This is a genomic window from Bacillus sp. YH3-2-B2 (assembly GCF_053663335.1).
Genome location: NZ_JBSJQE010000005.1, coordinates 207,322 through 233,738, shown reverse-complemented (window position 1 = coordinate 233,738; position 26,417 = coordinate 207,322). Strand labels below are relative to the sequence as shown.

At 48.1% G+C, this 26,417-nt stretch carries 25 protein-coding genes and 2 riboswitches; of the genes, 21 read left to right on the top strand and 4 right to left on the bottom strand.

Translation table 11 applies throughout. The features are described 5' to 3' along the window. The first annotated feature begins 316 nt into the window (after positions 1–316). Entirely contained in the window at positions 317–685 is a 369-nt protein-coding gene (locus ACWJJX_RS17830) for a septal ring lytic transglycosylase RlpA family protein (RefSeq protein WP_003155798.1), read from the top strand. 65 nt (positions 686–750) lie between these two features. Further along, positions 751–1,797, top strand: coding sequence for a TolB family protein (locus ACWJJX_RS17825; protein ID WP_101562784.1), 1,047 nt, complete (start codon positions 751–753; stop codon positions 1,795–1,797). A gap of 30 nt (positions 1,798–1,827) precedes the next feature. On the opposite strand, the gene ACWJJX_RS17820 is transcribed toward ACWJJX_RS17825, so the two are convergent. From ACWJJX_RS17820 to gabP, 4 genes are all read right to left on the bottom strand, one after another. Continuing rightward, positions 1,828–1,986 (bottom strand): hypothetical protein, encoded by a 159-nt coding sequence (locus ACWJJX_RS17820; protein ID WP_003155794.1) that lies wholly within the window; start codon positions 1,984–1,986, stop codon positions 1,828–1,830. Positions 1,987–2,084: 98 nt separating this feature from the next. After that, positions 2,085–2,294 carry a cold-shock protein gene (locus ACWJJX_RS17815; RefSeq protein ID WP_007408879.1) on the bottom strand — a complete coding sequence of 70 codons (210 nt, stop codon included), beginning with the start codon at positions 2,292–2,294 and terminating at the stop codon, positions 2,085–2,087. 207 nt (positions 2,295–2,501) lie between these two features. Then, on the bottom strand, positions 2,502–4,040 hold the full coding sequence (gene cotA / locus ACWJJX_RS17810; protein ID WP_182069622.1) for an outer spore coat copper-dependent laccase CotA: 1,539 nt from the start codon (positions 4,038–4,040) through the stop codon (positions 2,502–2,504). A 108-nt stretch (positions 4,041–4,148) separates the two neighbouring features. Further along, the gene (gabP, locus tag ACWJJX_RS17805) at positions 4,149–5,534 is read right to left on the bottom strand and encodes a GABA permease (protein ID WP_454023167.1); all 1,386 of its coding nucleotides are present in this window, start codon (positions 5,532–5,534) and stop codon (positions 4,149–4,151) included. Positions 5,535–5,870: 336 nt separating this feature from the next. Here gabP and ACWJJX_RS17800 point away from each other — a divergent pair, with 336 nt between their 5' ends. The 19 genes from ACWJJX_RS17800 to purF all read left to right on the top strand — a co-directional run bounded on the left by ACWJJX_RS17800 (position 5,871) and on the right by purF (position 26,411). Continuing rightward, on the top strand, positions 5,871–6,833 hold the full coding sequence (locus tag ACWJJX_RS17800; RefSeq protein ID WP_128575069.1) for an AAA family ATPase: 963 nt from the start codon (positions 5,871–5,873) through the stop codon (positions 6,831–6,833). Further along, positions 6,833–8,002, top strand: coding sequence for a DUF58 domain-containing protein (locus ACWJJX_RS17795; protein ID WP_454023166.1), 1,170 nt, complete (start codon positions 6,833–6,835; stop codon positions 8,000–8,002). Before ACWJJX_RS17800 ends, ACWJJX_RS17795 begins: the two co-directional genes overlap by 1 nt. A gap of 18 nt (positions 8,003–8,020) precedes the next feature. After that, positions 8,021–10,228 carry a DUF4129 domain-containing transglutaminase family protein gene (locus ACWJJX_RS17790; RefSeq protein WP_146276258.1) on the top strand — a complete coding sequence of 736 codons (2,208 nt, stop codon included), beginning with the start codon at positions 8,021–8,023 and terminating at the stop codon, positions 10,226–10,228. Positions 10,229–10,391: 163 nt separating this feature from the next. Beyond that, positions 10,392–11,933 carry a glutamine-hydrolyzing GMP synthase gene (guaA, locus tag ACWJJX_RS17785; protein ID WP_007408887.1) on the top strand — a complete coding sequence of 514 codons (1,542 nt, stop codon included), beginning with the start codon at positions 10,392–10,394 and terminating at the stop codon, positions 11,931–11,933. 104 nt (positions 11,934–12,037) lie between these two features. Continuing rightward, positions 12,038–12,571 carry a sigma-70 family RNA polymerase sigma factor gene (locus ACWJJX_RS17780; protein ID WP_038457145.1) on the top strand — a complete coding sequence of 178 codons (534 nt, stop codon included), beginning with the start codon at positions 12,038–12,040 and terminating at the stop codon, positions 12,569–12,571. Further along, positions 12,553–13,995: a DUF4179 domain-containing protein gene (locus tag ACWJJX_RS17775; RefSeq protein WP_454023165.1), complete on the top strand. Its 1,443-nt coding sequence runs from the start codon at positions 12,553–12,555 to the stop codon at positions 13,993–13,995. Before ACWJJX_RS17780 ends, ACWJJX_RS17775 begins: the two co-directional genes overlap by 19 nt. A 124-nt stretch (positions 13,996–14,119) precedes the next feature. Continuing rightward, positions 14,120–14,221, top strand: a riboswitch (purine riboswitch). 133 nt (positions 14,222–14,354) lie between these two features. After that, positions 14,355–15,677, top strand: coding sequence for an NCS2 family permease (locus ACWJJX_RS17770; protein ID WP_088461587.1), 1,323 nt, complete (start codon positions 14,355–14,357; stop codon positions 15,675–15,677). 197 nt (positions 15,678–15,874) lie between these two features. Then, positions 15,875–16,657: a hypothetical protein gene (locus ACWJJX_RS17765; protein ID WP_014304542.1), complete on the top strand. Its 783-nt coding sequence runs from the start codon at positions 15,875–15,877 to the stop codon at positions 16,655–16,657. Between the two features lie 138 nt (positions 16,658–16,795). Then, a complete protein-coding gene (locus ACWJJX_RS17760; RefSeq protein ID WP_003155777.1) occupies positions 16,796–16,969 on the top strand; it encodes a Fur-regulated basic protein FbpA in 174 nt (57 codons plus the stop codon). Between the two features lie 118 nt (positions 16,970–17,087). Next, positions 17,088–17,642, top strand: a complete 555-nt coding sequence (locus ACWJJX_RS17755) for a DUF2179 domain-containing protein (RefSeq protein ID WP_014469850.1) — start codon at positions 17,088–17,090, stop codon at positions 17,640–17,642. Beyond that, positions 17,639–17,836, top strand: coding sequence for an NETI motif-containing protein (locus ACWJJX_RS17750; RefSeq protein WP_007609843.1), 198 nt, complete (start codon positions 17,639–17,641; stop codon positions 17,834–17,836). Before ACWJJX_RS17755 ends, ACWJJX_RS17750 begins: the two co-directional genes overlap by 4 nt. Before the next feature lie 78 nt (positions 17,837–17,914). After that, positions 17,915–18,016: riboswitch (purine riboswitch) on the top strand. 132 nt (positions 18,017–18,148) lie between these two features. Beyond that, positions 18,149–18,637, top strand: coding sequence for a 5-(carboxyamino)imidazole ribonucleotide mutase (gene purE, locus ACWJJX_RS17745; RefSeq protein ID WP_003155768.1), 489 nt, complete (start codon positions 18,149–18,151; stop codon positions 18,635–18,637). Then, on the top strand, positions 18,591–19,772 hold the full coding sequence (purK, locus tag ACWJJX_RS17740) for a 5-(carboxyamino)imidazole ribonucleotide synthase (protein ID WP_454021865.1): 1,182 nt from the start codon (positions 18,591–18,593) through the stop codon (positions 19,770–19,772). Before purE ends, purK begins: the two co-directional genes overlap by 47 nt. Further along, positions 19,772–21,064 (top strand): adenylosuccinate lyase, encoded by a 1,293-nt coding sequence (gene purB / locus ACWJJX_RS17735; protein WP_454023164.1) that lies wholly within the window; start codon positions 19,772–19,774, stop codon positions 21,062–21,064. The genes purK and purB overlap by 1 nt, the downstream gene beginning before the upstream one ends. A gap of 75 nt (positions 21,065–21,139) precedes the next feature. Further along, complete coding sequence (gene purC, locus ACWJJX_RS17730; RefSeq protein WP_146283754.1) at positions 21,140–21,859, top strand: phosphoribosylaminoimidazolesuccinocarboxamide synthase; 720 nt, start codon at positions 21,140–21,142, stop codon at positions 21,857–21,859. Then, complete coding sequence (purS, locus tag ACWJJX_RS17725; RefSeq protein WP_003155758.1) at positions 21,859–22,113, top strand: phosphoribosylformylglycinamidine synthase subunit PurS; 255 nt, start codon at positions 21,859–21,861, stop codon at positions 22,111–22,113. Before purC ends, purS begins: the two co-directional genes overlap by 1 nt. Next, a complete protein-coding gene (purQ, locus tag ACWJJX_RS17720; protein ID WP_198863519.1) occupies positions 22,110–22,793 on the top strand; it encodes a phosphoribosylformylglycinamidine synthase subunit PurQ in 684 nt (227 codons plus the stop codon). The genes purS and purQ overlap by 4 nt, the downstream gene beginning before the upstream one ends. Beyond that, positions 22,777–25,005: a phosphoribosylformylglycinamidine synthase subunit PurL gene (gene purL / locus ACWJJX_RS17715; protein WP_454023163.1), complete on the top strand. Its 2,229-nt coding sequence runs from the start codon at positions 22,777–22,779 to the stop codon at positions 25,003–25,005. The genes purQ and purL overlap by 17 nt, the downstream gene beginning before the upstream one ends. Next, positions 24,981–26,411, top strand: coding sequence for an amidophosphoribosyltransferase (gene purF, locus ACWJJX_RS17710; RefSeq protein WP_060674456.1), 1,431 nt, complete (start codon positions 24,981–24,983; stop codon positions 26,409–26,411). The genes purL and purF overlap by 25 nt, the downstream gene beginning before the upstream one ends. The last annotated feature ends 6 nt before the right edge of the window (positions 26,412–26,417 follow it).

Genomic DNA, 26,417 nt, shown 5'->3' with positions numbered 1-26,417 from the left:
ATCAATATGAACCACGGTTAAAAGGAATAAAGTGCTTCCTAAAGCCTGATTTCTCAAAATATATCATATTATGCAACTATCAATAGGCCTTATAAAAAGTCCATATTGAATGCAGAAATACTCTATGAATATTATAACGCTAATGAATTAAATTTTGTAGTATAATTTACCATGGAATTATATAGAACAGGTAATTGTGCCGTCGTTATGTGCATGTCTCATCACGTTGTAATGAACATGTAAAGTGATTGAAATATTATAATCGTCTTCTTGGTGTATAATTTTGCCTAGAATAAAGAATCAGGAGGACGAAAGCTTGAAGAAGTTATTCTTAGCCTTATTGATTTTAGCAGGAAGCACGCTGGGAGCGATCAGTTTCTCTTCTGATGCAAGTGCTAAAAAAGTGAACGGAAATATTACATGGTATAATGGAGTCGGTAAAAAAGGATCTTCCGGTAAAAAACTGGGACACTGGGATTGCGCGACAAAATTAGGATTTGACGTTCCGAGAAACGGAACGAAAATCAGAGCTTATGCGAAAGCAAAACCGAAAAAGGTTATCACAGTATACAAAAATGATGTAGGCCGTCTGCCGAATGCCGTATTGGATGTCAGCCCGAAAGCGTTCAAAGCGCTCGGATATCCGTTAAGCAAAGGAAGAGTATCCGGACACTACAGCTATTAAAATAGACCATCTTAAAAAGCAAGGACTCTGATTCTTGCTTTTTCTGATTGACGGAGAGATTGATAATGAAGAAGAAACGATGGATCTGGATGTTGCTGGCCGCCGTTTTGGCGGCGGCGGTCATCGCGTCCGTTTTACTGATTAAAGGAAAAAGCGACGGCGGCGGAAAAGCTGTTGTCTCCGGCGGCCATGACAAGCTGCTAGTTTCCATTACAGACAAAGATCTGATGACGAAATATTACGAGGACGGCCGCGTGCTGTACGAGGAAAAGCTTTCGGCATATCCGGCGTTTGCACTCGATGACGCCCATCAGGTGCTCTATTTTGTCGGGAATAATGACCAAAATGAGATGCGTCTGTATAAGCTTGATCTGAAGACGAAAAAGAAGACGGTGCTTTATAAAGGAACGGCAAGCGCTGACAGTCTGTTTTTATCAAAGGATCTGACGCACATTTATTTCCGTCTCGGAAAAGCGGATGAAGATATTTTCCGTCTCGCATCTTTTGATTTGAAAACGAAACGTTATGAAAATCTGTATCCTGCCGCCGATGAGAAAGACGACAGTGTAAGCAGCTTCTTTTATAACCGCAGCCAAAACGATTTTGCGCTTCTGCATTATTCCGTAAAAGAGGATTATCAAAAAACGGATGAGGCAAATGAGAAGGGGATTGACCCTGAACCGACGAATATCCGGTTTGCAGCAGGAGCGGGCGAACACCTTCAGGACCTGACAAACCTTGAACAGTTTATCAGCGGCGTGGCGGTGTCACCGGACGGTAAGAACCTTGTCTTTACATCTTATACACAAAAAGGGACGGAACAAAAAGCGTCCATCCGTCTGATGAATGTCAAAACGAAAAAAGATGAAACGATTATCTCAAACGGGAAGGATTTCGCTCCGCTGATTGATGCCCAGCCTCAGTTTTCTAAAGACGGCAGCATCATTTATTTCATGGCGGAAGCAAAAGGCGCTAAGCGTCTGAAGGATGAAACGGGGCGGAATGCGAAGGTCCGGACCATTTATGCTTATCATTTGGATACGAAAAAATGCGAAAAAGTCTGGGAAAATGACAACGGCATTATCAATAGTTTTTCCGTCATCCAATCATGAAAAAAACACTCAGCGCCCGCTGGGTGTTTTTTAATGAACAAAGCTGGCTGCGGCTGAGGCGAGCCATTTGAAAAAACGGAGAATCGGAACGGCAAAATGAAGCGTTTCGATGAATGACTGTGCGGCAAGGTTCATTTTCCGCCGTTTTGCCATTTCCTTCAGATCTTTCTGCTGCCGATCGTTTTTCATGTTCATTGCTCCTTTGCATCGTAAAAGGACATGATAACGCAAAGGCCTCTCATGAGACATGGAGGCCTTCTCTATGTTGAGACTCGTAAAAGGGAGGTCTAACTTGATGCCGTTTGATTATTGTTTTGGAGATTTACCAACGAACGGACGCCGTCGATCATTTTACTGCCGCAAAGGGGGCAAGTCGGGGTATCACTGCCGGCAAAATTCTTTCTGCTCCAGCCGATACAGTCCTCTTTTGTGCATTCCCACGTACTGACATCTTCTTTAGGCAGCGGTTCCTGATTACGTTTGTTGTAGTAAGACATAAAGTCACTTCTTCCCTTATGAATTTTCGTGCACTCCTTCATTGTCTCATACTTTTCCCTAATCTCCTAATTCCTTTTTCTATCCAGATTTCCAATGAGGGTGCATCGTCTTCCTGTTATTACAGTATATGCAAAAAAGCGCCTTCTTATTTTTTCTTTTTGGATAAATAAAAAAAGCCCCTTCTGGAAAAAGGGGGGGATGTTTGTTTACTGCTTATCCGTGACGTCCATCGGTCTCATCATGTCGTAATCTTCGTGCTCTAAAATATGACAGTGCCATACGTAGCGTCCGCTGTAAGGAGCGAAAGTCGCCGCGATTCTGATGACTTCCCCCGAGTGCGCCTGCACGGTGTCTTTCCAGCCTTTTTCACTTGGAGGAGGCGGGACGGCGGGGCCTGTATACACAATGTCGCCGAATTTGTTATAACGCTCTAAGTCAAAGGGACGCCGGTCAAGGATTTGGAAGGAAACAAGGTGCAGGTGTATCGGATGGGTTCCCCCCATCGGATTGATAATCGACCAGATTTCCGTTGTGCCAAGCTTCGGCGCTTCTGTCACAGGATCATGCCATCGCTTGTTATTCAGCGTCAAAACGGGCCGGCCGTATTTGTCTTGCGTATTTGTGAGTTTCAGCGTCCTGATATTGTGTATTCTCTTTGATGTCACATTAGGCATTGTTGAAAGATATTTAGGCTTCCGGCTTGTGTCTTCTCCCTTCAGCGGTTTTGTGACGCGGAATTGCATCACATTGGCGTCTGTATCCGGATCGACGTCGCCCCCGCAGCCGGTGCCGTTCGTTAAAATGATATGTTCTCCGTCAAAGGAGGAGAAATCGATGAGCACATCATACCGCTCTGCCGGGGCTAAGCTGATAGATTGTGTTTTGACCGAGCGGGGAAGCAGTCCGCCGTCAGAACCGATTTGGATAAACTTCCCGCCGTTATTGAGCGAGAGAGAAAATGTTCTCGTATTGGAAGCATTAAGGATGCGGAAACGATATGTCCGCGGTTCAACTTCCATATACGGCCACGCTTTACCATTGACGAGAATGGTATTTCCGCAAAAAAACGGGACGATGGAAGGGTCGGGCAGCGTTTCGGAAGGGTTAGCAGGTCCGCTCGGATAAGACAAGGAACCGTCGTCATTTAACGTGCGGTCCAAAATCATAAGCGGTACGTCGTACTCTCCGGAGGGAAGCTTCAGCTGCTTTTCTTTTCGCTCGCGGATGATATACATCCCGGCAAGCCCGGCGTACACATTGAGCCTCGTAATCGCCATGGCGTGATCGTGATACCATAACAGAGCCCCGCGCTGTTTGTTTGGATAATGGTATACCTCTTTCTCAAAATAAGGACCCGTTTCCTTAAAATCCTTCGTGAACCATGCTTCCGGGTAGCCGTCGCTGTCCGGCGGCGTTGCTCCTCCGTGTAAATGGACGACGGTTTTGACATCGGGTTCCTGATGGCCGCTTTCTGAATGGTGAATGGTATGATCCACGGGCAGAAAATGCTTATCCGGCAGGTCATTCATCCATTTAATATAGACGTTTTCATCTTTGTTCACGTCGATCGTCGGGCCGGGAAACAAACCGTTATACCCCCAAAGCCGGGTCGGCGGGAGATCGCGGTGCAGCTTGTGAAAGCATTCCTTCATGGTGACTTCATAATACGTGCTGCCGTCTGATTTCTTCTGCGGCTGGAGTGTTTCGATAATCGGCAGTTCATCTGCAAATTTTTCTAGTGCCATTTTTCATCCTGTCCTTATCATTTATTGAAATCCTGTACTACAGTTAATGCTGCCTAGAACAGGTTGGTTAAAAAAACACCCGCCCTTTTTTGAGGGGGGTGTCTGCGGTTATTGCGCAACCCGGCTTTCGGAAGCGCTCTCTTTCGGTTTTTGTTTTTTGCGGAATACATATGAGGCAAGTACCAGCAGAGTAATAAATCCTGTCAGCAGAAATTCAGACCGCATTGAACTGATAAACAGCATAGATAACAAGATGGCGCAAATGGCGATGATCGTCAGGTAGGTTAAGTACGGATAGAACCACATTTTGATTTTAAGAGATTCAGGGTTTGTCCGTTCGATTTTCTTTCTCATTCTCAGATGTGAGACGGCGATGACGAGATAGACGAGCAGTGCGATCGCCCCTGATGAATTGACCAGGAACAAAAATACGGAGTCGGGAGAAAAGTAGTTCATAACAACGGCAATGTAGGAGAAAAAGGTGCCGGCGATAATGGCTTGAACCGGTACGCCTCTTTTACTCAGTTTCATAAAACGCCGCGGCGCTTCATTTCGCGCCGCCAGTGAATACAGCATCCGTGACGTCGTATAAAGCCCGGAGTTCAGGCAGGACAGAACGGCTGTCAGGACGATGAAATTCATGATTTGAGCGGCTGCGGGAACCCCGATATGGCTCAAAACGGCAACGAAGGGGCTTTCCAAAATATTGGCTGAATCCCACGGCAGCAGTGTGACCACAACCGCAATGGAGCCGACGTAAAAAATAATGATCCGCCAAACGACTGAGCGGGTCGCCTTTGTGACGGATTCGACCGGATTTGACGTTTCTCCCGCTGCGATTGCGACGATTTCAGATCCCATGAAAGAAAAAATGACAACGACGATGCCGAGCAGTACGGAACTCGGACCTTTAGGGAAAAATCCGCCGCTGCCCGCCAGATTTTCCAGCCCGACCGGTTTGCTGCCGGGGACGATTCCGAAAATGAACGCAAATCCCGCGATTAAGAAGACAACGATCGTCGCTACCTTCACTAAGGAAAGCCAGTATTCAAATTCGCCGAACGATTTAACTGAATAAATATTCGTCAGTGTTAACAGCACGGTCAGAAGCAGACTCGTCAGCCATAACGGAATGCCCGGGAACCAGTACTGTATGATTCCGGCGCCTGCAATGGCTTCAATGGCAATGACGATGACCCAGAAAAACCAATACAGCCATCCGATCGTAAAACCGGCCCAAGGACCGATGGCGTCATGCGCGTACTGTGAAAACGAACCGCTTGTCGGGTTGACGGAGGACATTTCCCCCAGCATTCTCATAATAAAAATCACTAATAATCCTGCTAAAGCGTAGGAGACAATCGCTCCGGGTCCGGTGGAATGAATGACGGATCCGCTTCCGACAAATAATCCGGCGCCGATCACGCCGGCAATTGAAATCATGGTCATATGCCGGGTTTTTAATCCCTTAGATAAAGAGTTAGGCTGATTCATTCTTTGCCTCCTTTTGGTTTGTTTATGCTGAATATTCCGACAAGTATTATTCTATCATAAATGTCACAGACAGTTGAAAATGATGTAAGAAAATATGACATTTTTTTCTCATCCGTACAGCAGAAGGCGCCGGGATGAAAGAGGAACATGCCATTGACCATTCACACGTTCATATGGAGCCTCTCAAGCTGAAATAAAGCTTCCTTTCTAAAGGGAGCTTTTTTCCTTTTTCGGACTGGAAACAATTCGCTGGAAACGTTTTTTTATACTGTTTATATTTTGTGGTAAAGTTAGGTTACGATAATTGAAATTTGAGAGATGACTAGGAGGAGAAGAATGGCTTATAAAGAAGAGCTGCATCCGCTGCTGGAGAAAGCCGTTGAGCATATTGAAAACATCATCATAGGAAAACGGGATATCGCCATACTCAGTCTGGCCGCCATTCTCGCAAAAGGGCATGTGCTGCTGGAAGACGTGCCGGGAGTCGGAAAAACGATGATGGTCCGGGCTTTGGCCAAGCTGATCGGAGCTGACTTTAAGAGGATTCAGTTCACGCCGGATCTTCTGCCGTCAGATGTGACGGGTGTCTCTATTTATAATACGAAAACAATGGAATTTGAATACCGCCCGGGACCGATCATGGGGAATATCGTGCTGGCTGATGAAATTAACAGAACCTCTCCGAAAACGCAGTCTTCCCTGCTTGAGGCGATGGAGGAAGGGAATGTCACGATTGACGGAAAGACAATGCGGCTGGCTGAGCCGTTTTTCGTCATGGCCACACAAAACCCGGTTGAATATGAAGGAACGTATCCGCTTCCCGAAGCCCAGCTTGACCGGTTTTTATTTAAGCTGCGCATGGGCTACCCGACTGCCGAGGAGGAGCTTCGGGTTCTGTCTTTGCAGGAAGGGCGCAATCCGCTTGAAACAATCGAGCCCGTCATTTCTAAAGAACAGTTTATCAGCCTTCAGCAAAAACTGGAGCAGGTGCGGGTGGATGATGGAATTAAAGCGTACATCGTCGGCATCACTCAGCATACCCGCCGGCATCCGTCCGTACATCTGGGCGTCAGCCCGCGCGGTTCAATTTCATTAATGAAAGCCGCGCAGGCGTACGCGCTGCTTCATGACCGCGATTACGTCATTCCTGATGACGTCCAGTATTTAGCTCCGTATACGCTGCCGCACAGAATGATCTTGACCGCCGAGGCGAAATTTAACGATGTGACGGCGGAGGCGGTTATAGAGAACATCGTGCAAACGGAAAAAGTTCCCGTTCAAAGGATGTCGGTCCGCTAATGAGAAAGAAGATGCATTGGCTTCTATATGGCTGGAAGCTGCTTATGTTGGCCGTACTGACGGCGGCTGTCTTTTCTTATGCCATGTTTCAGGGCGGATTTGTGAGCTGGTTTTTATTTTATGCGTTTTTGCCGTTTACCGTTTACGCCGGGCTGGTCGCTGTGTACCCGCTGCGGGCGTTTCAGGTGACGCGTGACGTGTCCTCCGCCCAGTTAACCTCAGGCGACAGGCTGTCTGTCACCATCAGGCTGACGAGGCGCCTGCCGTTTCCGCTGACATATATGGTCATTGAAGATGTGATGCCGGAAACGCTTGGTGAGAGGCGCAGTGCGAAACAGCTTGTGTTTCCGTGGTTTCAAAGGAAGCTGATGTTACAATATGAGCTGCCGCAGGTGCCGCGCGGAGAGCATCATTTACATACGATCAGAGTGCGGACGGGAGATGTTCTCGGGCTTTTGGACAAGACGGCGTCGTTTTCCGTAACGGATACGGTTCTGGTTTTCCCGGCGTACGGGCCTGTTCACTATAAGCCGCAGGCTGCATCCGGAGAAGAGGGTGCGGGTGCCGGCGCTCCGTTTCAGGTACACCGCACAGCAATGGCTGCGAGCGTCAGAAATTATCAGCCGGGCGACCGGTTTTCCGCACTTGACTGGAAAACATCGGCTCGGCGAAATGAGCTGATGACGAAGGAATTTGACCCGCTGCAGAGTATGAATATGATTCTCCTTTTGGACTGCAGGCCGTCCCCTTCGTTTGAAGCCGCGGTGTCAGCTTCGGCATCCCTGCTTTACACGGCGCTTGTGAAGGGCTCTCCCGCAGGATTTATTTCATTGGGGAGCGACCGGACTGTATTTCCCGTCCGGGAGGGAGAGGGGCATTTCAGACAGATGCTGCGTTACCTGGCATCAGCTTCAGAATCGGAAGAAGCTGATGCAGGCGGGCGTTTAGGAAAAGAACTAGGTAAAGCTTCCATTGCCGTCGTGACGGGCAGTCTTACAGAAGACCTTCTCAAACAGGCTGAGCCCGGCCGTGCTGACATGACGGTGTTTTTGGCGAAAGAAACGAATGCCGCGCTTTCGGAAAAAGAACGGAAACTCGCTCTCATCTTCGCTCAGAAAAATATTAAGGTGCAAATGATCAGGGGCAAACAGGTGTCCCATGTTGTTTAGAAAGAGAGGTGGCGCGCCATGCCGCATGACGAGAACCAGGGAAGCAGGCTGAGTCTGCTGCTGTTTTATTTTCTCGCTTTTTTATTGTTATGGGAATGGCTCAGGCCGCTGCACAATTTTACGGATACAAAACATACCGGTTTTTTCATCGTTTTTATCGGTTTGGCATTTCTGCTGTCATTCTTCCGGATGAGGTGGTACGTCACCGTGCCGTCCTGCATTCTGTTTACGTTGATCAGTATTCACATCCTGTTTTATAAAGGTTCTATTTTTCAGCCGGAATGGCTCGTTTCTTTTTTGCGGGACGTGATGCAAAATGCCCGCCACATCGGGACCGGAAGATGGAATGATATGAATCCGTCATTCCGCACGTTGCTGTTTTTTGTGCTTTTATGGCTGCTCGTGTATTTGCTGCATTACTGGGTGATCTATCAGCGGAAAATATTATTCTTTTTTATCATGACGGTGGCTTATATCACCGTGCTTGATACGTTTACTCCTTATGATGCCGCGTACGCCGTCATCCGGATCGTCTTTATCGGCTTTTTGATGATGGGGCTTTTGTATATGGAGCGCATCAGGCTTACGGAACACATAGCGTTTAAAAAAAGATTGATACTCAAATGGTTTCTGCCGCTGATGCTGTTTATCTGCGCTTCCGTCGTGTTCGGTCTGGCGGCTCCGAAATCAGACCCGAACTGGCCGGATCCCGTGCCGTTTCTAAAAAAAATAACAAACCACAAAGAAGTGCCCGCCGCCGAAAGCAAAATCGGCTACGGCAATCATGATGAAACATTGGGCGGCCCTTTTCAGGAGGATGATACGCCGGTTTTTACATGGAAGGGAAAAGAACGGGCGTACTTCCGGGTGGAAACGAAAGATACATACACCGGAAAAGGCTGGGTGGAGACCGATCAGGGCATGTCCTATAAACTGAACGGCGGCAATGTGGAAGATGTATGGTTTGACCGGAGTGTGCAGACGAGACGGTATACGGCACAGGTGTCCATTGATGAGAATTATCTCTATAATCACGTCATGTATCCGATCGGCGTCTCCAATATTAAACCGAAGCACTCGATTCAGCTTGAAATGAACGGAAACACCGAGCAAATTACGCCGGTCAGTGAACAAGTGGGCAACATCCGCAATATGGGACGGTACACGGTGACTTTTCAGGCGCCCGTCTTTAAGCTGAATGATCTCAGAAAAGTGAAAGTGAAACGATACCGTGAGCAGAATCAATTCAATGACCGGTATTTACAAGTCCCCGACAGCCTTCCGGGAAGAGTGAGACAGCTTGCGGACAGACTGACGCGGGATCATTATAATATGTTCGATAAAGCGAAGGCGATCGAGGATTATCTCGGATCTTCCGCATTTTCGTATAATACACAGGATGTCGCGGTTCCGGAGCACAATCAGGATTATGTCGATCAATTTCTGTTCGAAACGAAAAGAGGATATTGTGATAACTTTTCATCGGCAATGGCGGTGCTGCTCCGCTCTGCGGGAATTCCCGCCCGTTGGGTGAAGGGCTATACATCCGGCGAATATAAAGGGGCAGGCGACCATAACGGCCACATTTATGAAGTCACAAACAACAACGCCCATTCGTGGGTAGAAGTGTATTTTCCCGATCAGGGCTGGGTGACGTTTGAGCCGACAAAAGGCTTCACCAATCCGACGGAGTTTACGTCAGAGCAAAATCATACCGCGGCAAAAGACAGCGGAGGCTCAGCGGGGAATTCGGATTCACCGTCTGACAAGCAGCGTCAGGAAACAAAGCCGGAAAAAGAAGAAACACCGAAAAAGCGGGATCACAGCGCGGCACCGCAGCCTGTAATCCGCAACAAAACCGCGGCACACCTGTGGCCGTATGCAGCCATCGTCATCGTAATTTCAGCCGCGGCGGCACTCGCCTGGCTGTTCCGGGCGCGCTGGATTCCGCACGTTACAGCAGCCAGATTGAAGCGGCGAACGGATGAAGACGTCTTTTTCGACGCATATGCCGCGCTGCTCCGTCAGCTGAAACGAAAAGGTTTCAGCAGGGGAGACGGAGAAACACTCCGCGATTTTGCCGCGAGGATTGACGAGGCGTACCATACAAACGACATGTCCGAGCTGACGCTGCGCTATGAGCGGGCCTTATACCGCAGGGATAATGCCGCAAAGCTTTGGAATGAATCGGGACAGTTGTGGGAAAATATAATTAAAACAAGATAGTCTTGACCGCATATCGTCCTGTTGTTAGAATAAATGAATGTTAAATGGGAGCCCGGGAGCGTTAAAAAGCCGGGCTTCCGGACAAGTCTTGCGCGACAGAGGGCTGAACGTTTGTCCTCCGTTTTTTCTGTGTCAAAAACTTAGAGGAGATTAGGTGACAACCATGACGAAGTTAGTGAATGAAATGATTCTTGTTCTTGATTTCGGCAGTCAGTATAACCAGCTGATTACCCGCCGGATCCGTGAATTTGGCGTATATAGCGAGCTGCACCCCCATACGTTGACAGCTGAGGAAATCAAAGAAATGAATCCAAAAGGAATTATCCTTTCAGGCGGACCGAACAGTGTATATGATGAAGGATCTTTCCGCTGTGACGAAAAAATCTTTGAACTCGATATTCCTGTATTAGGCATCTGCTACGGCATGCAGCTGATGACTCATTATCTCGGAGGAAAAGTCGAGGCGGCAAGCCAGCGCGAATACGGAAAAGCCAACATTCAGATTCAAGGAACTCCTGACTTGTTTAAAGATCTTCCGGAAGAACAAGTTGTCTGGATGAGCCACGGCGATTTGGTTGTAGAAGTTCCAGAGGGCTTCACTGTTGACGCAACAAGCCATCACTGCCCGAATTCAGCGATGAGCAAAGCGGACAAGAATTGGTACGGCGTTCAGTTCCACCCGGAAGTGCGCCACTCTGAATACGGCAATGATCTTCTGAAAAACTTTGTATTCGGCGTTTGCGATTGTGAAGGCAAATGGTCAATGGAAAACTTTATCGAAATCGAAATGCAAAAAATCCGTGAAACAGTCGGAGACAAGCAGGTTCTTTGCGCGCTAAGCGGCGGTGTTGATTCCTCTGTTGTGGCTGCTTTAATTCATAAAGCGATCGGCGACCAGCTGACTTGTATTTTCGTCGATCACGGCCTGCTTCGTAAAGGCGAAGCGGAAGGCGTCATGAAAACGTTCAGCGAAGGCTTTAATATGAATGTCATTAAAGTTGATGCGAAAGACAGATTCTTAAACAAGCTGAAAGGTGTTTCTGATCCAGAGCAAAAACGCAAAATCATCGGCAACGAATTCATTTACGTATTTGATGATGAAGCGGACAAGCTGAAAGGCATCGATTATCTTGCGCAAGGAACGCTTTATACGGATATTATCGAGAGCGGTACTGCAACGGCGCAAACGATCAAGTCGCATCACAATGTCGGCGGACTTCCTGAAGATATGCAGTTTGAACTGATCGAGCCGCTGAACACCCTTTTCAAAGACGAAGTGCGCGCGCTTGGCACAGAGCTCGGCCTTCCGGATGATATCGTATGGCGTCAGCCGTTCCCGGGCCCTGGACTTGGCATCCGCGTACTCGGCGAAGTAACGGAAGAAAAACTTGAAATCGTTCGTGAATCAGACGCGATTCTGCGTGAAGAAGTGGCGAATCACGGCCTTGAGCGCGACATCTGGCAGTACTTCACGGTTCTTCCTGACATCCGCAGCGTCGGCGTCATGGGAGATGCGAGAACGTATGATTACACAATCGGTATCCGTGCCGTAACATCAATTGACGGCATGACATCTGACTGGGCGCGTATCCCTTGGGATGTGCTTGAAGTGATTTCTACACGGATCGTCAACGAAGTGAAACACATCAACCGCGTCGTGTATGACATTACGAGCAAGCCGCCTGCAACGATTGAGTGGGAATAAATGAAGATAAAAAACGTCTCTTTTTAAAAAAGAGGCGTTTTTTTTTCATCTTTTTGAAACCGTTTTGCTCCGATTCATATCTAACAGCATAGGAGGTGGATAAGGTGAAGGAAGAACGATTGATCAAAAAGGCGAAAAAAGGCGATGCCGCAGCCTTTGAAAAACTGATCACAGCACACCAGGATACTTTATATAAAACAGCTTATCTCTATTTGCATCACAAAGAAGATACGCTGGACGCAGTGCAGGAAACGGCTTACAAGGCTTTTCTTCATATCGCGCAGCTGAAGGAGCCGAAATATTTTAAAACGTGGCTGATCCGGATTTTGCTTCATACGATTTTTGCAATGAGGAAAAAGAACGGAGACGTTATCCCGTTTGAGCCGCAACATGATACACGCGCGGAGAATAAGAACATTGAAGAATACATAGATCTTCGGAATGCCCTGGAAACGCTTGACGAACATATACAGCTGACCATTCAGCTTTATTATTTTCAAGATTTCTCGATTGCTATGATCGCTGAACAGACCGGAATGGCGGAAGGCACTGTAAAAACGCATCTGCACAGGGCGAGAAAAGCATTGAAGCAGGAACTGGAAAAGGAGGATAAACACATATGGAAAAGCATCAAATGAAGCAATTGTATCAGAACATTGGAGTGCCGAAAGCTGAATTGAAAAACGTGATACATAGCGCCGCTGTCCGTGCCGGAAAAGAAGGCGCCGTCAGACGGAGATGGGGACGAAAAGTGATAAACGGCCTTGCGGTTGCTGCTGCTTTGTTTATTCTGTATCTGTCCTCAGGCTTGTTCATGCCCTCCGTTAATACGGCTATGGGAAACATTCCTGTTGCCGGACAAATTTACAGTCTGTTTCAGGATAAGGCAGGTTCTGCGCTGTTTAAAAGCAATTTGGTGACAAAACTGAACGAAAAAGCGGAATCACGCGGAATCACGGTGACAGTGAAAAGTGTGTATTACGACAGCGGACAGCTCGTTTATAACTTTATCGTTGATAATTTGAAATCAGATGAGGAGAGCATCTCTTTTCAAGTCGATTATAAAGATCCACGGAATATGTTAGCAGAGGATTATGACAGCAGTGATATGAAAAAAATGAAAGACGGGCGGTACGCGGGGCAGCTTCGCCTGTTCATGGACGGCTCAAAGCTGAAAGACGGTGATAAGCTTCCGCTTGTCATTACACAAATCAAGGATATCCCCGGAAACTGGCGCTTTACACTCCCTATTAAAAAACAAAAGTCCGTTTCTCTTGAAGGAACGAAAGCTGTGAATGTAAATCACGGATTATACCGCTTTTTCGATATCCGGGCGGAAAACGGAACGATGGGATCGGCCCTCCTGTATTCTATCGACTTCTATGATGCAGCCAAAAATGATGCCATCTCGATTGACGAAGCAACGGATGATGCTGGAAACCATTATGAAATGACGATGTCGAATATTGAACTTGGCGGCAGGAAGAATCTTCCTGGCGGCGGGAAAAGAATACGCGGCCAAACTCAATTCAGCAAACCGATAGACCCGAAAGCGAAAACACTTTTCATAACGGGCGATATAAAAACAGAATCAGAGCCGGGAGAAATCGTGCCTCTGAAAACAAAACTGCCCGTCAGTTATAAAACGAAACATCATCATGTCGGCATTACCATCAAAAAGATCAAACAGCAAGACAGACGGGTAATTGTCGATTATCAATTCAGCGGAATTGATGTAAGCAAGGCGGATGAAGATCAGCTGATGAATGTCGGTGAATCAATCGGTCTCGGCAATACGAAAAAAATGAAAACTTGGCCATCGCTTAATGAGTATGAAAAAGGCTATTATCTGAAAGGGAATAAGGCGAAAGTCACGAATCTTAAAACGGGTGAAATGGAATCCGTTTTTGAATTGGATGATTCATCCGATAAAGACTATTCATTGCGCGATTTCTCATTCGATTCATATGCTTTGTACGTCAATCAAACGGTTATGAACTTGCTGGCGGATGACAAGGGGATTACATTCGCGGTGCCGGTTCGGCCTGCGGACGGAAAATAATGTCGGGAAGGCGGCTTTTGCCGTCTTCCATTTTTGGTCAATTAACGAATAAACCAAATTTTTTTAACGGGATTGTTCGTTTTTTTTTATTGAGTTTTCAAAATTGAATTGATACAATAGACTCAGAAATCAAATATGCAGATATCGTATAATGGCGGGGATATGGCCCGCAAGTTTCTACCAAGCTACCGTAAATGGCTTGACTACGGATCAATCTCAATCGTTTGATATAAATAATCCATTCTTATTTATTCAGACTGAACGTATGTAGTCAAGCGTCCCAAAATGTTATTTGGGGCGTTTTTTATTTGGCGGATAACGGGCAGAATAAATGGGAGAGAATGAAGGAGGCAATTGGCTTGAAGCAATTTTTTCAGTTTGATGAGCTGGGGACAAGCTATCGTAATGAAATCATCGGCGGTTTAACGACCTTTTTGTCAATGGCGTACATTCTGTTCGTCAATCCGCTGACATTGTCTTTAAACGGTGTGAAAGGATTTCCAGAAGCATTAAAAATTGATCAGGGCGCGGTGTTCACCGCTACAGCCTTGGCATCTGCGGCCGGCTGTATTTTAATGGGGCTCATTGCAAAGTATCCGATCGCGATTGCGCCGGGTATGGGATTAAATGCGTTTTTTGCCTTCTCTGTCGTACTCGGCATGGGGATTTCATGGCAGGCTGCGCTTTCCGGCGTCTTGATTTCCGGAATTATCTTCGTGGCGCTTTCGCTGACGGGATTGCGGGAAAAAATCATTAATGCGATTCCGCCTGAGCTGAAATTGGCGGTCGGCGCGGGTATCGGTTTGTTTATCACATTTGTCGGTTTGCAGGGTTCGGGCATTATTGAAGCGAACTCATCGACTTTGGTGTCTATCGGCAATATTCACAGCGGCCCTGTGCTGCTGACGGTTTTCGGTGTTATTGTGACGGTCATTCTGATGGTGCTTCGCGTAAACGGCGGCGTGTTTATCGGAATGCTTCTGACGGCGGTTGCCGGTATGATCTGCGGGCTGATTCCGGTTCCGACACACATTGTCGGCAGCGTGCCGAGTCTTGCGCCGACTTTCGGACAGGCGTGGATGCACCTTCCGGATATCTTCTCCGTACAAATGCTGATTGTCATTTTAACGTTCCTGTTCGTCGGATTTTTCGATACGGCCGGTACGCTGGTAGCTGTAGCGACACAGGCCGGATTGATGAAGGAAAACAAACTTCCGCGTGCGGGAAGAGCGCTTTTGGCAGATTCAACATCAATCGTTATCGGAGCCGTGCTCGGTACGTCTACAACGACTTCTTATGTTGAATCCAGTTCAGGCGTTGCGGCGGGGGCGCGCTCCGGGTTCGCGGCTATTGTGACGGGCATTCTCTTTTTGCTGGCGATGTTTTTCTCGCCGCTTCTGTCAGTTGTCACCACGAATGTGACGGCTCCGGCTTTAATTATCGTCGGCGCGCTGATGGTGGCGCCGCTCGGTAAGATCGCCTGGGATAAATTCGAGGTGGCTGTTCCGGCATTTTTAACGATGATTATGATGCCGCTGACGTACAGTATTGCGACGGGGATTGCGATCGGTTTTATTTTCTACCCGATTACAATGATCTGCAAAGGAAAAGGAAAAAGCGTTCACCCGATTATGTACGGGCTGTTCGTCATCTTTATCCTGTATTTCATCTTCTTGAAATAACGGAAAAACCGGCTGAGGACAGCCGGTTTTTTGTTTTTGTCCTATTCCGTAAAACCAATACATACTATAAAACGTCATGTGGGTGTCCGGGTGAAGAAAACCGCTTGACTGTTTAAGGCCGCTTCGGTACCTTATATAAGTGTTTTATTTTCTTGCTTAACAAATTCCGCCGTATTTTTTTGATAGGAGTTGCTGACATGACGGAAGAAAGAAAAGAAACGTTGGAAGAAGAAAAACAGCATCAGGGAACTGATGAAGAACCGCTGTCGAGAATGTCCAGAAATGCGGGACGTTATCAAAAGCAAAAGAAAAAAGAAAAGGAACGGCGCCCGGCTCCGGCTTTTACAGAAAAACTCGCTTCTGCATGGGCCGCTGTCAAACGTTATTGCCGTTTCGCGCTGCGCATTTTGACATCACCGGTGAAGGTCGTTGGGGAAGACGGCTTTTCCCGCTTTAAATATGCTCTTATTTCAATGCTTGTATTCAGTATCTTTTTCTCAATCGGAAATTGGTTTCAGCTGAGGGCAAGCCAGCAAAGGCCTCTCGGATACGGGGAGCGGCATCATACGTTTTTTGACGGCTTTACCGTCGTTCTCGTGTATACGCTCGTCTTTTTTGCCGCTGCGGCGGGAGCGGTCTGGCTTGTATCACGTTATATGATGAAGCAGAAAATTACGATGCGGGATGCGGCCGCGGGAGTCGGATCGCTATTGGTTCCGGCTGTCGCCTGCTCTATCGTGTGGATGATTTTCGCGATATTGAATCTGCCGGTCATCACCGTGGTGTTTACAGCGCTGACCTTGTTTCTGGCCGCCTCGGCGATGGTGCAGTTTGTGCAGATTCTATACAAATCGGCTGAAAAGCCTGCGGCTGACGTGATGTACTGTATTTCCGCGGCGGTCATCATCATGCTCGTTTTTACGGCTGTGACATGGCCGCTCATTTCCGAGTACTTTACTGCTTCGCTGATTCCTTTATAAGTCGAAATTTGTCTTTCACAATGTTTACAAATTTTTCTAATAAAGCGTGTTGTTTTGAGGACCCGGCCGAGATATGATGAGAGCAACAGCAATTCGAAAGCGGCACTACTCTTTATGATTCGGAAAGGGATGATGAAGATGGCCCCGTTGTTGCGAGAAGCCATTAATCGGAAAAAACAGCACCTGAGGACAAAACTGATCCGCTCTGGGTTTTATCAAGACCATGTTCAGGAACTGTCCGGATACACGCTGAGTGAACTTGAGAAGGAATATGAAGCCGTCAAACGATTGAAAAAAGCCGAGCTTCACTGATAAGAGCTTGAAAGTCTGCCTTGCGGGGCGGGCTTTTTTTTCTTTTGAAAATGATGAAAAGAGGGTAAACTATCCTTAATTGAAAGATTGGCTTTTCAAAGTCAGAGGAGGGGAATCAGTGATGCAGACAATTTTATCCAACAGTATAGGTATGGTTCTCATTATTCTCATCATTAACATTATATATGTCTCTTTCTTTACGATCAGGATGATTCTGACATTAAAGGGACAGCGCTATTTCGCCGCAGGCATCAGTACGATTGAAATCCTTGTATATGTGACCGGCCTGAGTCTCGTTCTCGGCAATCTGAATCAAATTCAAAACGTCATTGCCTATGCGCTCGGCTACGGCCTCGGCGTCATAGTGGGAATGAAAATTGAAGAAAAACTGGCGCTCGGCTACATAACAGTCAACGTCATTACGAAAGAGCTTGATCTGGACCTGCCGAAACAGCTCCGGGAAAAAGGATACGGTGTTACAAGCTGGGTTGCGGGCGGACTTGAAGGAGACCGGACCGCCATGCAGATTCTGACGCCGCGCAAATATGAGCTTCAGCTTTATGATACGATTAAAACGCTTGATGAAAAAGCGTTTATCATCGCCTTTGAGCCGAAAACGATCCACGGCGGATTCTGGGTGAAAGCAGTGAAGAAGAGGAGAATTAAGGAATGACAAAGCCAAAAAAGAAACGGTTTGAAGTAACAGAAGATGAAACGATTGACACCATTCTCACTTTAATGAAGGAAGAGGGTTATATGCCCGTCCGGCGGATGGAAGAGCCGATCTTTACAGAAAAGAAAGAAAATGGATCAATTCAAGTCGTTCCTTGCGGGAAAAAAATCGTATTTGAAGGGAAATTGATCTAAACACGAACATTAAAAGAAAGAATTTTTATATCGTTCGATAATGTCGTTGACATTATCCAAGTCCGTTGTTAAGATAAACATGAAATCAAAACACGACCTCATATAATCTTGGGAATATGGCCCATAAGTTTCTACCCGGCTGCCGTAAACGGCCGGACTATGCAGGAAAGTGATAAACAGCTGACATGGATATCGCAGAAGCGAACGACTGACGATACGCGCGCCATGCCCGGTTTGTATTGCTTCCTCATAGTTGCAATATAAGCCGGGCTTTTTTTTCTGAAAAACAAAGCATGAGAAGGTGGGAACAGAATGCAGCCGCTAGCAGGAATCATCATGGGAAGCACCTCCGATTGGGAGACAATGAAACATGCATGCGACATACTTGACGAACTTCACATTCCTTATGAAAAACAGGTAGTATCCGCGCACCGGACGCCTGATTTGATGTTTGAATATGCAGAAAGCGCCAGAGACAGAGGCTTAAAAGTCATTATTGCCGGAGCTGGTGGAGCGGCGCATTTGCCGGGGATGACGGCGGCCAAAACGACGCTGCCGGTGATCGGCGTACCGGTTCAGACAAAATCGCTTAACGGGCTTGATTCTCTTCTGTCTATCGTACAGATGCCCGGCGGCGTGCCGGTCGCGACGACGGCGATCGGAAAAGCGGGCGCAGTGAACGCGGGTCTGTTAGCCGCGCAGATTTTGTCGGCATTTGACGGTGACATTGCGGATAAACTAGAGGCGAGAAGAAATGCGACAAAACAAACGGTGCTGGAAAGCAGTGATCAGCTTGTCTGATAAAAAAACGATTTATCCCGGCGCCGTCATCGGCATTATCGGAGGCGGACAGCTCGGAAAAATGATGGCTGTCGCCGCAAAACAGATGGGCTATAAAGTCGCAGTCGTCGATCCCGTGAAAGACTCGCCATGCGGACAGATCGCCGATATTGAGATTACCGCCCAGTATAATGACCGTGAAGCGATTCAAAAATTGGCCGGAGTCAGTGACATCATTACGTACGAATTTGAAAATATCGATTACGAGGCGCTCAACTGGCTCAAAGAACATGCATATCTTCCCCAGGGAAGCGAGCTGCTGCTTATCACCCAAAACAGGGAAACGGAAAAAAAGGCGATCCAGTCAGCAGGCTGTCAAGTCGCTCCTTATCGGATCGTAAACAGCGGACGGGAGCTTGAGGAAGCTGTTCAGGCACTGGGGCTCCCGGCGGTGCTGAAAACATGCCGCGGCGGATATGACGGCAAAGGCCAATTTGTCATTAAGGAAGAAGGACAGACAGATGAAGCGGCCGCGCTGCTAGAAAACGGCACGTGCATACTGGAAAGCTGGGTATCATTCCGGATGGAGCTTTCCGTTATCGTGACGAGATCGGCTCACGGTGAGATTTCAACCTTTCCGGCTGCTGAAAATATCCATAAAAATAATATTCTGTTCCAAAGCATCGTGCCCGCGAGAGCGGAGGAAACGGTTCAAAAGCGGGCAGAGGCGCTTGCCGTTCAGCTCGCGGAGAAATTGGAGCTTGTCGGGCCGCTTGCGGTGGAAATGTTCGTCACAGAAGACGGAAACCTTTTGATCAATGAACTGGCGCCGCGTCCTCACAACTCCGGGCATTATACGCTCGACCTTTGTGAAACGAGCCAGTTCGAACAGCACATCAGAGCAGTCTGCGGACTTCCTCTCGGCAGAACCGATCTTCTCAAACCGGGGATGATGGTGAATCTGCTCGGTGATGAAGTGAAGCTTGCGGAGGAGCATACGGAGCTTTTAAAAGAAGCCAAACTGTACCTGTACGGAAAACATGAGATTAAAAAAGGCCGCAAAATGGGGCATATGACATTTTTGCGGAAGCCTGATGAAACATGGATTCAGGACATCACGAACATATGGATGAAAAGAGACGGAGGACGAGCATAATGATCGAACGTTATTCAAGACCTGAAATGTCCGCGATCTGGACGGACGAAAACAGATACCAGGCATGGCTGGAAGTCGAGATTTTAGCCTGTGAAGCCTGGGCTGAGCTTGGCGTCATTCCGAAAGAAGACGTCAAGGTCATGCGCGAAAACGCGTCTTTTGACATCAACCGCATTTTGGAAATCGAGCAGGATACGCGCCATGACGTCGTTGCATTTACCCGCGCGGTTTCAGAATCATTAGGCGAAGAAAGAAAATGGGTCCACTACGGCCTGACGTCAACAGATGTCGTGGATACCGCTCTTTCCTATCTATTAAAACAGGCGAATGAGATCTTGCTCAAGGACATTGAGAGATTTGTTGACATTATAAAAGAAAAAGCGAAAGAACATAAATATACGGTCATGATGGGCCGCACGCACGGCGTACACGCGGAACCGACGACTTTCGGCCTGAAGCTCGCGCTTTGGCACGAAGAAATGAAACGCAACCTTGAACGTTTCAAGCAGGCAAAAGAAGGGATCGAAGTCGGGAAGCTTTCCGGCGCGGTCGGCACATATGCAAATATTGATCCGTTCGTAGAGCAGTATGTCTGCGAAAAACTCGGCCTGAAAGCGGCGCCGATTTCCACTCAGACATTACAGCGCGACCGTCATGCGGATTACATGGCGGCACTGGCTTTGATCGCGACGAGCATTGAAAAATTCGCAGTGGAAATCCGCGGTCTGCAAAAGAGTGAAACACGTGAAGTGGAAGAGTTTTTTGCAAAAGGACAAAAAGGCTCATCGGCTATGCCTCATAAACGGAATCCGATCGGGTCGGAAAATATGACGGGCATGGCGCGCGTGATCCGCGGGTACATGCTGACGGCATTCGAAAATGTACCGTTATGGCATGAGCGTGATATTTCTCATTCATCAGCTGAACGCATCATTCTTCCTGACGCGACAATCGCGCTGAATTACATGCTGAACCGATTCAGCAATATCGTCAAAAACTTAACGGTATTCCCGGAAAATATGAAACGCAACATGGACCGCACACTCGGTTTAATCTATTCTCAGCGCGTGCTGCTCGCTTTAATCGACACGGGTCTGCCTCGTGAAGAAGCATATGACACGGTTCAGCCGAAAGCGATGGAAGCGTGGGAAAAACAAGTGCCGTTCCGCCAGCTTGTCGAAGCGGAGGAAAAAATCACGTCCCGCCTCACACCGGAACAGATTGCCGATTGCTTTGACTACAATTATCATCTGAAAAACGTCGACTTGATCTTTGAGCGTTTAGGTTTATAGAAGAAGCCAGCCGGAGGCGGCTTCTTCAGCCGCCTTAGATTGAATATTCCCAACATTCGGGTTAGGAGGCCTTCCGTGAATATTGTGAACAATAATCTTCTTTATGAAGGAAAAGCGAAACGAATTTATCAAACTGAAGACGAACAGATTCTCCGCGTGGTCTACAAGGATTCCGCAACAGCCTTTAACGGTGAGAAAAAAGCGGAGATCAGCGGAAAGGGCCGTCTGAACAATGAAATTTCAAGCCTGATTTTCAAACATCTGCACGCCAAAGGAATTGACAACCACTTTGTGGAGCGTGTTTCAGAATCAGAGCAGCTCATCAAAAAAGTGAGCATCATTCCGCTTGAAGTCGTGGTCAGAAACATTGCCGCCGGAAGCATGTCGAAACGTCTCGGCATCCCGGAAGGAACTGAGCTTCCGCAGCCGATTATCGAATTTTACTACAAGGATGACGCACTGGGTGATCCGCTCATCACTGAAGATCATATCTGGCTCTTAAAAGCAGCGGCTCCTGAGCAGGTCAAAACGATCAAATCGATTACAAACCAGGTGAATCAAGAGCTGCAGCATATTTTTGAAGGCTGCGGCGTCAGATTAATAGATTTTAAGCTGGAATTCGGCTTAGACGGAGAGGGACGGGTGCTTTTAGCGGATGAAATTTCTCCTGACACGTGCCGTCTGTGGGACAAAGACACAAACGAAAAGCTCGATAAAGATTTGTTCAGACGGAACCTGGGAAGCTTAACCGACGCATATGAAGAGATTTTCAAAAGACTGGGAGGCATTTCATAATGTATAAAGTGAAAGTTTATGTCAGCTTAAAAGAAAGTGTGCTCGATCCTCAAGGAAGCGCGGTGCAGCATGCATTGCACAGCATGACCTACAATGAAGTGCAGGATGTGCGCATCGGAAAATACATGGAGCTGACGATCGAAAAATCTGACCGCGATCTTGACGCGCTCGTGAAAGAAATGTGTGAAAAGCTTCTTGCCAATACAGTCATTGAAGACTACCGATATGAAGTTGAGGAGGTTGTCGCACAGTGAAATTTGCGGTGATTGTGTTACCCGGCTCCAACTGTGATATTGATATGTTTCACGCCGTAAAGGACGAACTCGGCGAAGAAGTCGAGTATGTCTGGCACGAGGAAACAAGCCTTGACGGATTTGACGGCGTGCTCATCCCCGGCGGGTTTTCATACGGCGACTACTTGAGATGCGGCGCCATCGCCAGATTCGCAAACATCATGCCGGCCGTGAAAAAAGCGGCTGCCGAAGGAAAACCGGTTCTCGGCGTCTGCAACGGATTCCAGATTCTGCAGGAGCTCGGACTTCTGCCCGGCGCCATGAGACGCAACAAAGATTTAAAGTTCATCTGCCGCCCGGTTGAATTAATCGTGCAGAACGGCGATACGTTATTCACATCTTCCTATGAAAAAGGACAATCGATTACGATTCCGGTTGCCCACGGCGAAGGCAATTTCTACTGTGATGACGAAACGCTTGAAAGATTAAAAGAAAACAATCAAATCGCCTTCATATACGGCGGCGATATTAACGGAAGCGTCAGCGGCATTGCCGGCGTCGTGAATGAGAAAGGCAACGTATTAGGCATGATGCCTCACCCTGAGCGCGCAGTCGATGAACTGCTCGGCAGCGCAGACGGTCTTACATTGTTCCGGTCTATCGTGAAAAATTGGAGGGAAACTCATGTCGCTACTGCTTGAACCAAGTAAAGAACAAATAAAAGAAGAGAAACTCTATCAGCAAATGGGTGTCAGTGATGACGAGTTCGCACTCATTGAATCTACTATCGGAAGATTGCCGAACTACACGGAAATCGGGATTTTTTCCGTGATGTGGTCAGAGCACTGCAGCTATAAAAACTCAAAACCGGTTTTACGCAAATTCCCGACTAGCGGCGAACGCGTGCTGCAGGGTCCCGGAGAAGGCGCGGGAATCGTTGACATCGGTGACAATCAGGCGGTCGTGTTCAAAATTGAATCGCATAACCATCCGTCAGCGCTTGAGCCATACCAGGGTGCTGCGACCGGAGTGGGCGGTATCATCCGTGACGTTTTCTCAATGGGCGCCCGTCCGATAGCTGTATTAAACTCTCTTCGATTTGGTGAACTCACTTCACCTCGTGTGAAGTACTTGTTTGAAGAAGTAGTGGCGGGAATCGCGGGATACGGAAACTGTATCGGCATCCCGACGGTCGGCGGAGAAGTGCAGTTTGACGCAAGCTATGAAGGCAATCCGCTTGTCAATGCAATGTGCGTCGGCTTGATTGATCATAAAGATATTAAAAAAGGCCAGGCGAAAGGTGTCGGCAACACGGTCATGTACGTCGGCGCTAAAACGGGCCGCGACGGCATACACGGCGCTACTTTCGCATCAGAAGAAATGTCAGATTCATCTGAAGAAAAACGTTCTGCCGTGCAGGTCGGCGATCCTTTCATGGAAAAACTTCTCCTGGAAGCATGCCTTGAAGTCATCCAATGCGACGCCTTAGTCGGCATTCAGGATATGGGGGCGGCCGGTCTGACAAGTTCGAGTGCTGAAATGGCAAGCAAAGCCGGCTCCGGCATTGAAATGAACCTTGATCTCATTCCGCAGCGGGAAACGGGTATGACCGCTTACGAAATGATGCTTTCCGAGTCTCAGGAACGCATGCTTCTCGTCATTGAACGCGGACGTGAACAGGAAATTGTCGATATTTTTGATAAATATGATCTTGAAGCGGTTTCCGTAGGTCATGTTACGGGTGATAAAATGCTCCGCCTCCGCCATAACGGAGAGGTTGTTTGCGAACTTCCGGTCGACGCGCTGGCGGAAGAGGCGCCTGTATACCACAAACCGTCAGCGGAACCTGCGTACTACCGCGAGTTTCAGGAAACAGAAGTTGCCGCGCCTGAAGTGAAAGATGCGACAGAGACGCTTTTTGACCTGCTGCAGCAGCCGACAATCGCCAGCAAAGAGTGGGTGTATGATCAATATGACTACATGGTGCGCACAAATACGGTGGTCGCTCCCGGCTCTGACGCGGGAGTGCTCAGAATCCGCGGCACGAAAAAAGCGCTGGCGATGACGACGGATTGCAACGCCCGTTATTTATATCTTGATCCAGAAGAAGGCGGAAAAATCGCCGTTGCCGAAGCGGCGCGCAACATCGTATGCTCCGGCGCCGAACCGCTTGCGGTCACGGATAATCTGAATTTCGGAAACCCGGAAAAACCTGAAATTTTCTGGCAGATCGAAAAAGCGGCCGACGGCATCAGCGAGGCGTGCAATGTTCTCAGCACACCCGTCATCGGCGGTAACGTATCACTTTATAATGAATCGAACGGAACGGCCATCTACCCGACGCCTGTTATCGGCATGGTCGGCTTAATTGAAGATACCGCTCATATTACGACACAGCATTTCAAACAAGCGGGGGATCTTGTATACGTGATCGGCGAAACAAAACCTGAGTTTGCCGGAAGCGAACTGCAAAAAATGACAGAAGGCCGCATTTACGGCAAAGCGCCGCAAATCGATCTTGATATAGAGCTGTCACGCCAAAAAGCATTGCTTGACGCAATTAAAAAAGGCCTCGTTCAATCCGCGCATGACGTATCAGAAGGCGGCTTAGGCGTAGCGATTGCTGAAAGCGTCATGACGACGGAAAACCTTGGCGCCAACGTGACTGTTGAAGGGGAAGCGGCGTTATTATTCTCTGAATCTCAATCCCGCTTCGTCGTTTCGGTCAAAAAAGAACACCAAGCGGCGTTTGAAGCAGCTGCGGCTGATGCGGTTCATATCGGTGAGGTAACGGCTGACGGACTTCTGGCGATTCAAAACCAGGACGGACAACAATTGGTTCACGCGCAAACGAAAGAACTTGAGCGCGCGTGGAAAGGAGCTATTCCATGCTTGCTGAAATCAAAGGCCTGAATGAAGAATGCGGTGTGTTTGGCATCTGGGGACATGAAGAAGCCCCGCAAATTACGTATTACGGCCTCCACAGCCTCCAGCACAGAGGGCAGGAAGGCGCGGGAATTGTCGCGACTGACGGCGAAAAACTGACGGCGCACAAAGGCCAAGGGCTAATTACTGAAGTATTTCAAAACGGCGAGCTCAGCAAAGTAAAGGGAAAAGGCGCGATCGGGCACGTTCGTTACGCAACGGCTGGAGGGGGCGGATATGAAAATGTTCAGCCGCTCCTGTTCCGTTCGCAAAACAACGGCAGCCTCGCGCTCGCCCATAACGGCAACTTGGTCAACGCCACACAGTTGAAGCAGCAGCTTGAAAACCAAGGGAGCATTTTTCAGACTTCCTCCGATACGGAAGTGCTGGCTCATCTGATTAAACGCAGCGGACACTTTTCGCTGAAGGATCAGATCAAAAATTCGCTATCTATGCTGAAAGGCGCTTATGCCTTTTTAATCATGACAGAAACAGAGATGATTGTAGCGCTTGACCCGAACGGACTCAGACCGCTGTCAATCGGCATCATGGGCGATGCTTATGTGGTCGCTTCAGAAACGTGCGCATTTGACGTCGTCGGCGCAACGTACCTTCGCGAGGTAGAGCCGGGCGAAATGCTGATCATCAACGATGAAGGCATGAAATCAGAGCGCTTTTCCATGAATATCAACCGTTCCATCTGCAGCATGGAGTACATTTATTTCTCAAGACCTGACAGCAATATCGACGGCATTAACGTGCACAGCGCCCGGAAAAACCTCGGGAAAATGCTTGCCCAGGAGTCAGCGGTTGAAGCGGATGTCGTCACAGGCGTGCCTGATTCCAGTATTTCTGCGGCCATCGGCTATGCCGAGGCAACGGGCATCCCGTACGAACTCGGTCTCATTAAAAACCGTTATGTCGGCAGAACGTTTATCCAGCCGTCACAGGCTCTCCGTGAGCAAGGCGTCAGAATGAAGCTGTCCGCCGTCCGCGGTGTTGTCGAAGGAAAACGGGTCGTCATGGTTGATGATTCCATCGTGCGCGGGACGACAAGCCGCCGGATTGTCACAATGCTCAGAGAAGCGGGGGCGACAGAGGTGCACGTCAAGATCAGTTCACCGCCGATCGCTCATCCGTGCTTCTACGGCATCGACACATCAACCCATGAGGAGCTGATCGCTTCTTCTCATTCCGTGGAAGAAATCCGTCAGATCATCGGAGCCGACACGCTTTCTTTCTTAAGTGTAGACGGATTGTTAAAAGGAGTCGGCCGAAAATTTGAAGACACCAATTGCGGACAATGCCTCGCTTGTTTTACGGGCAAATATCCGACGGAAATTTATCAGGATACAGTGCTTCCTCACGTAAAAGAAGCGGTGCTGACAAAATAAAATGTG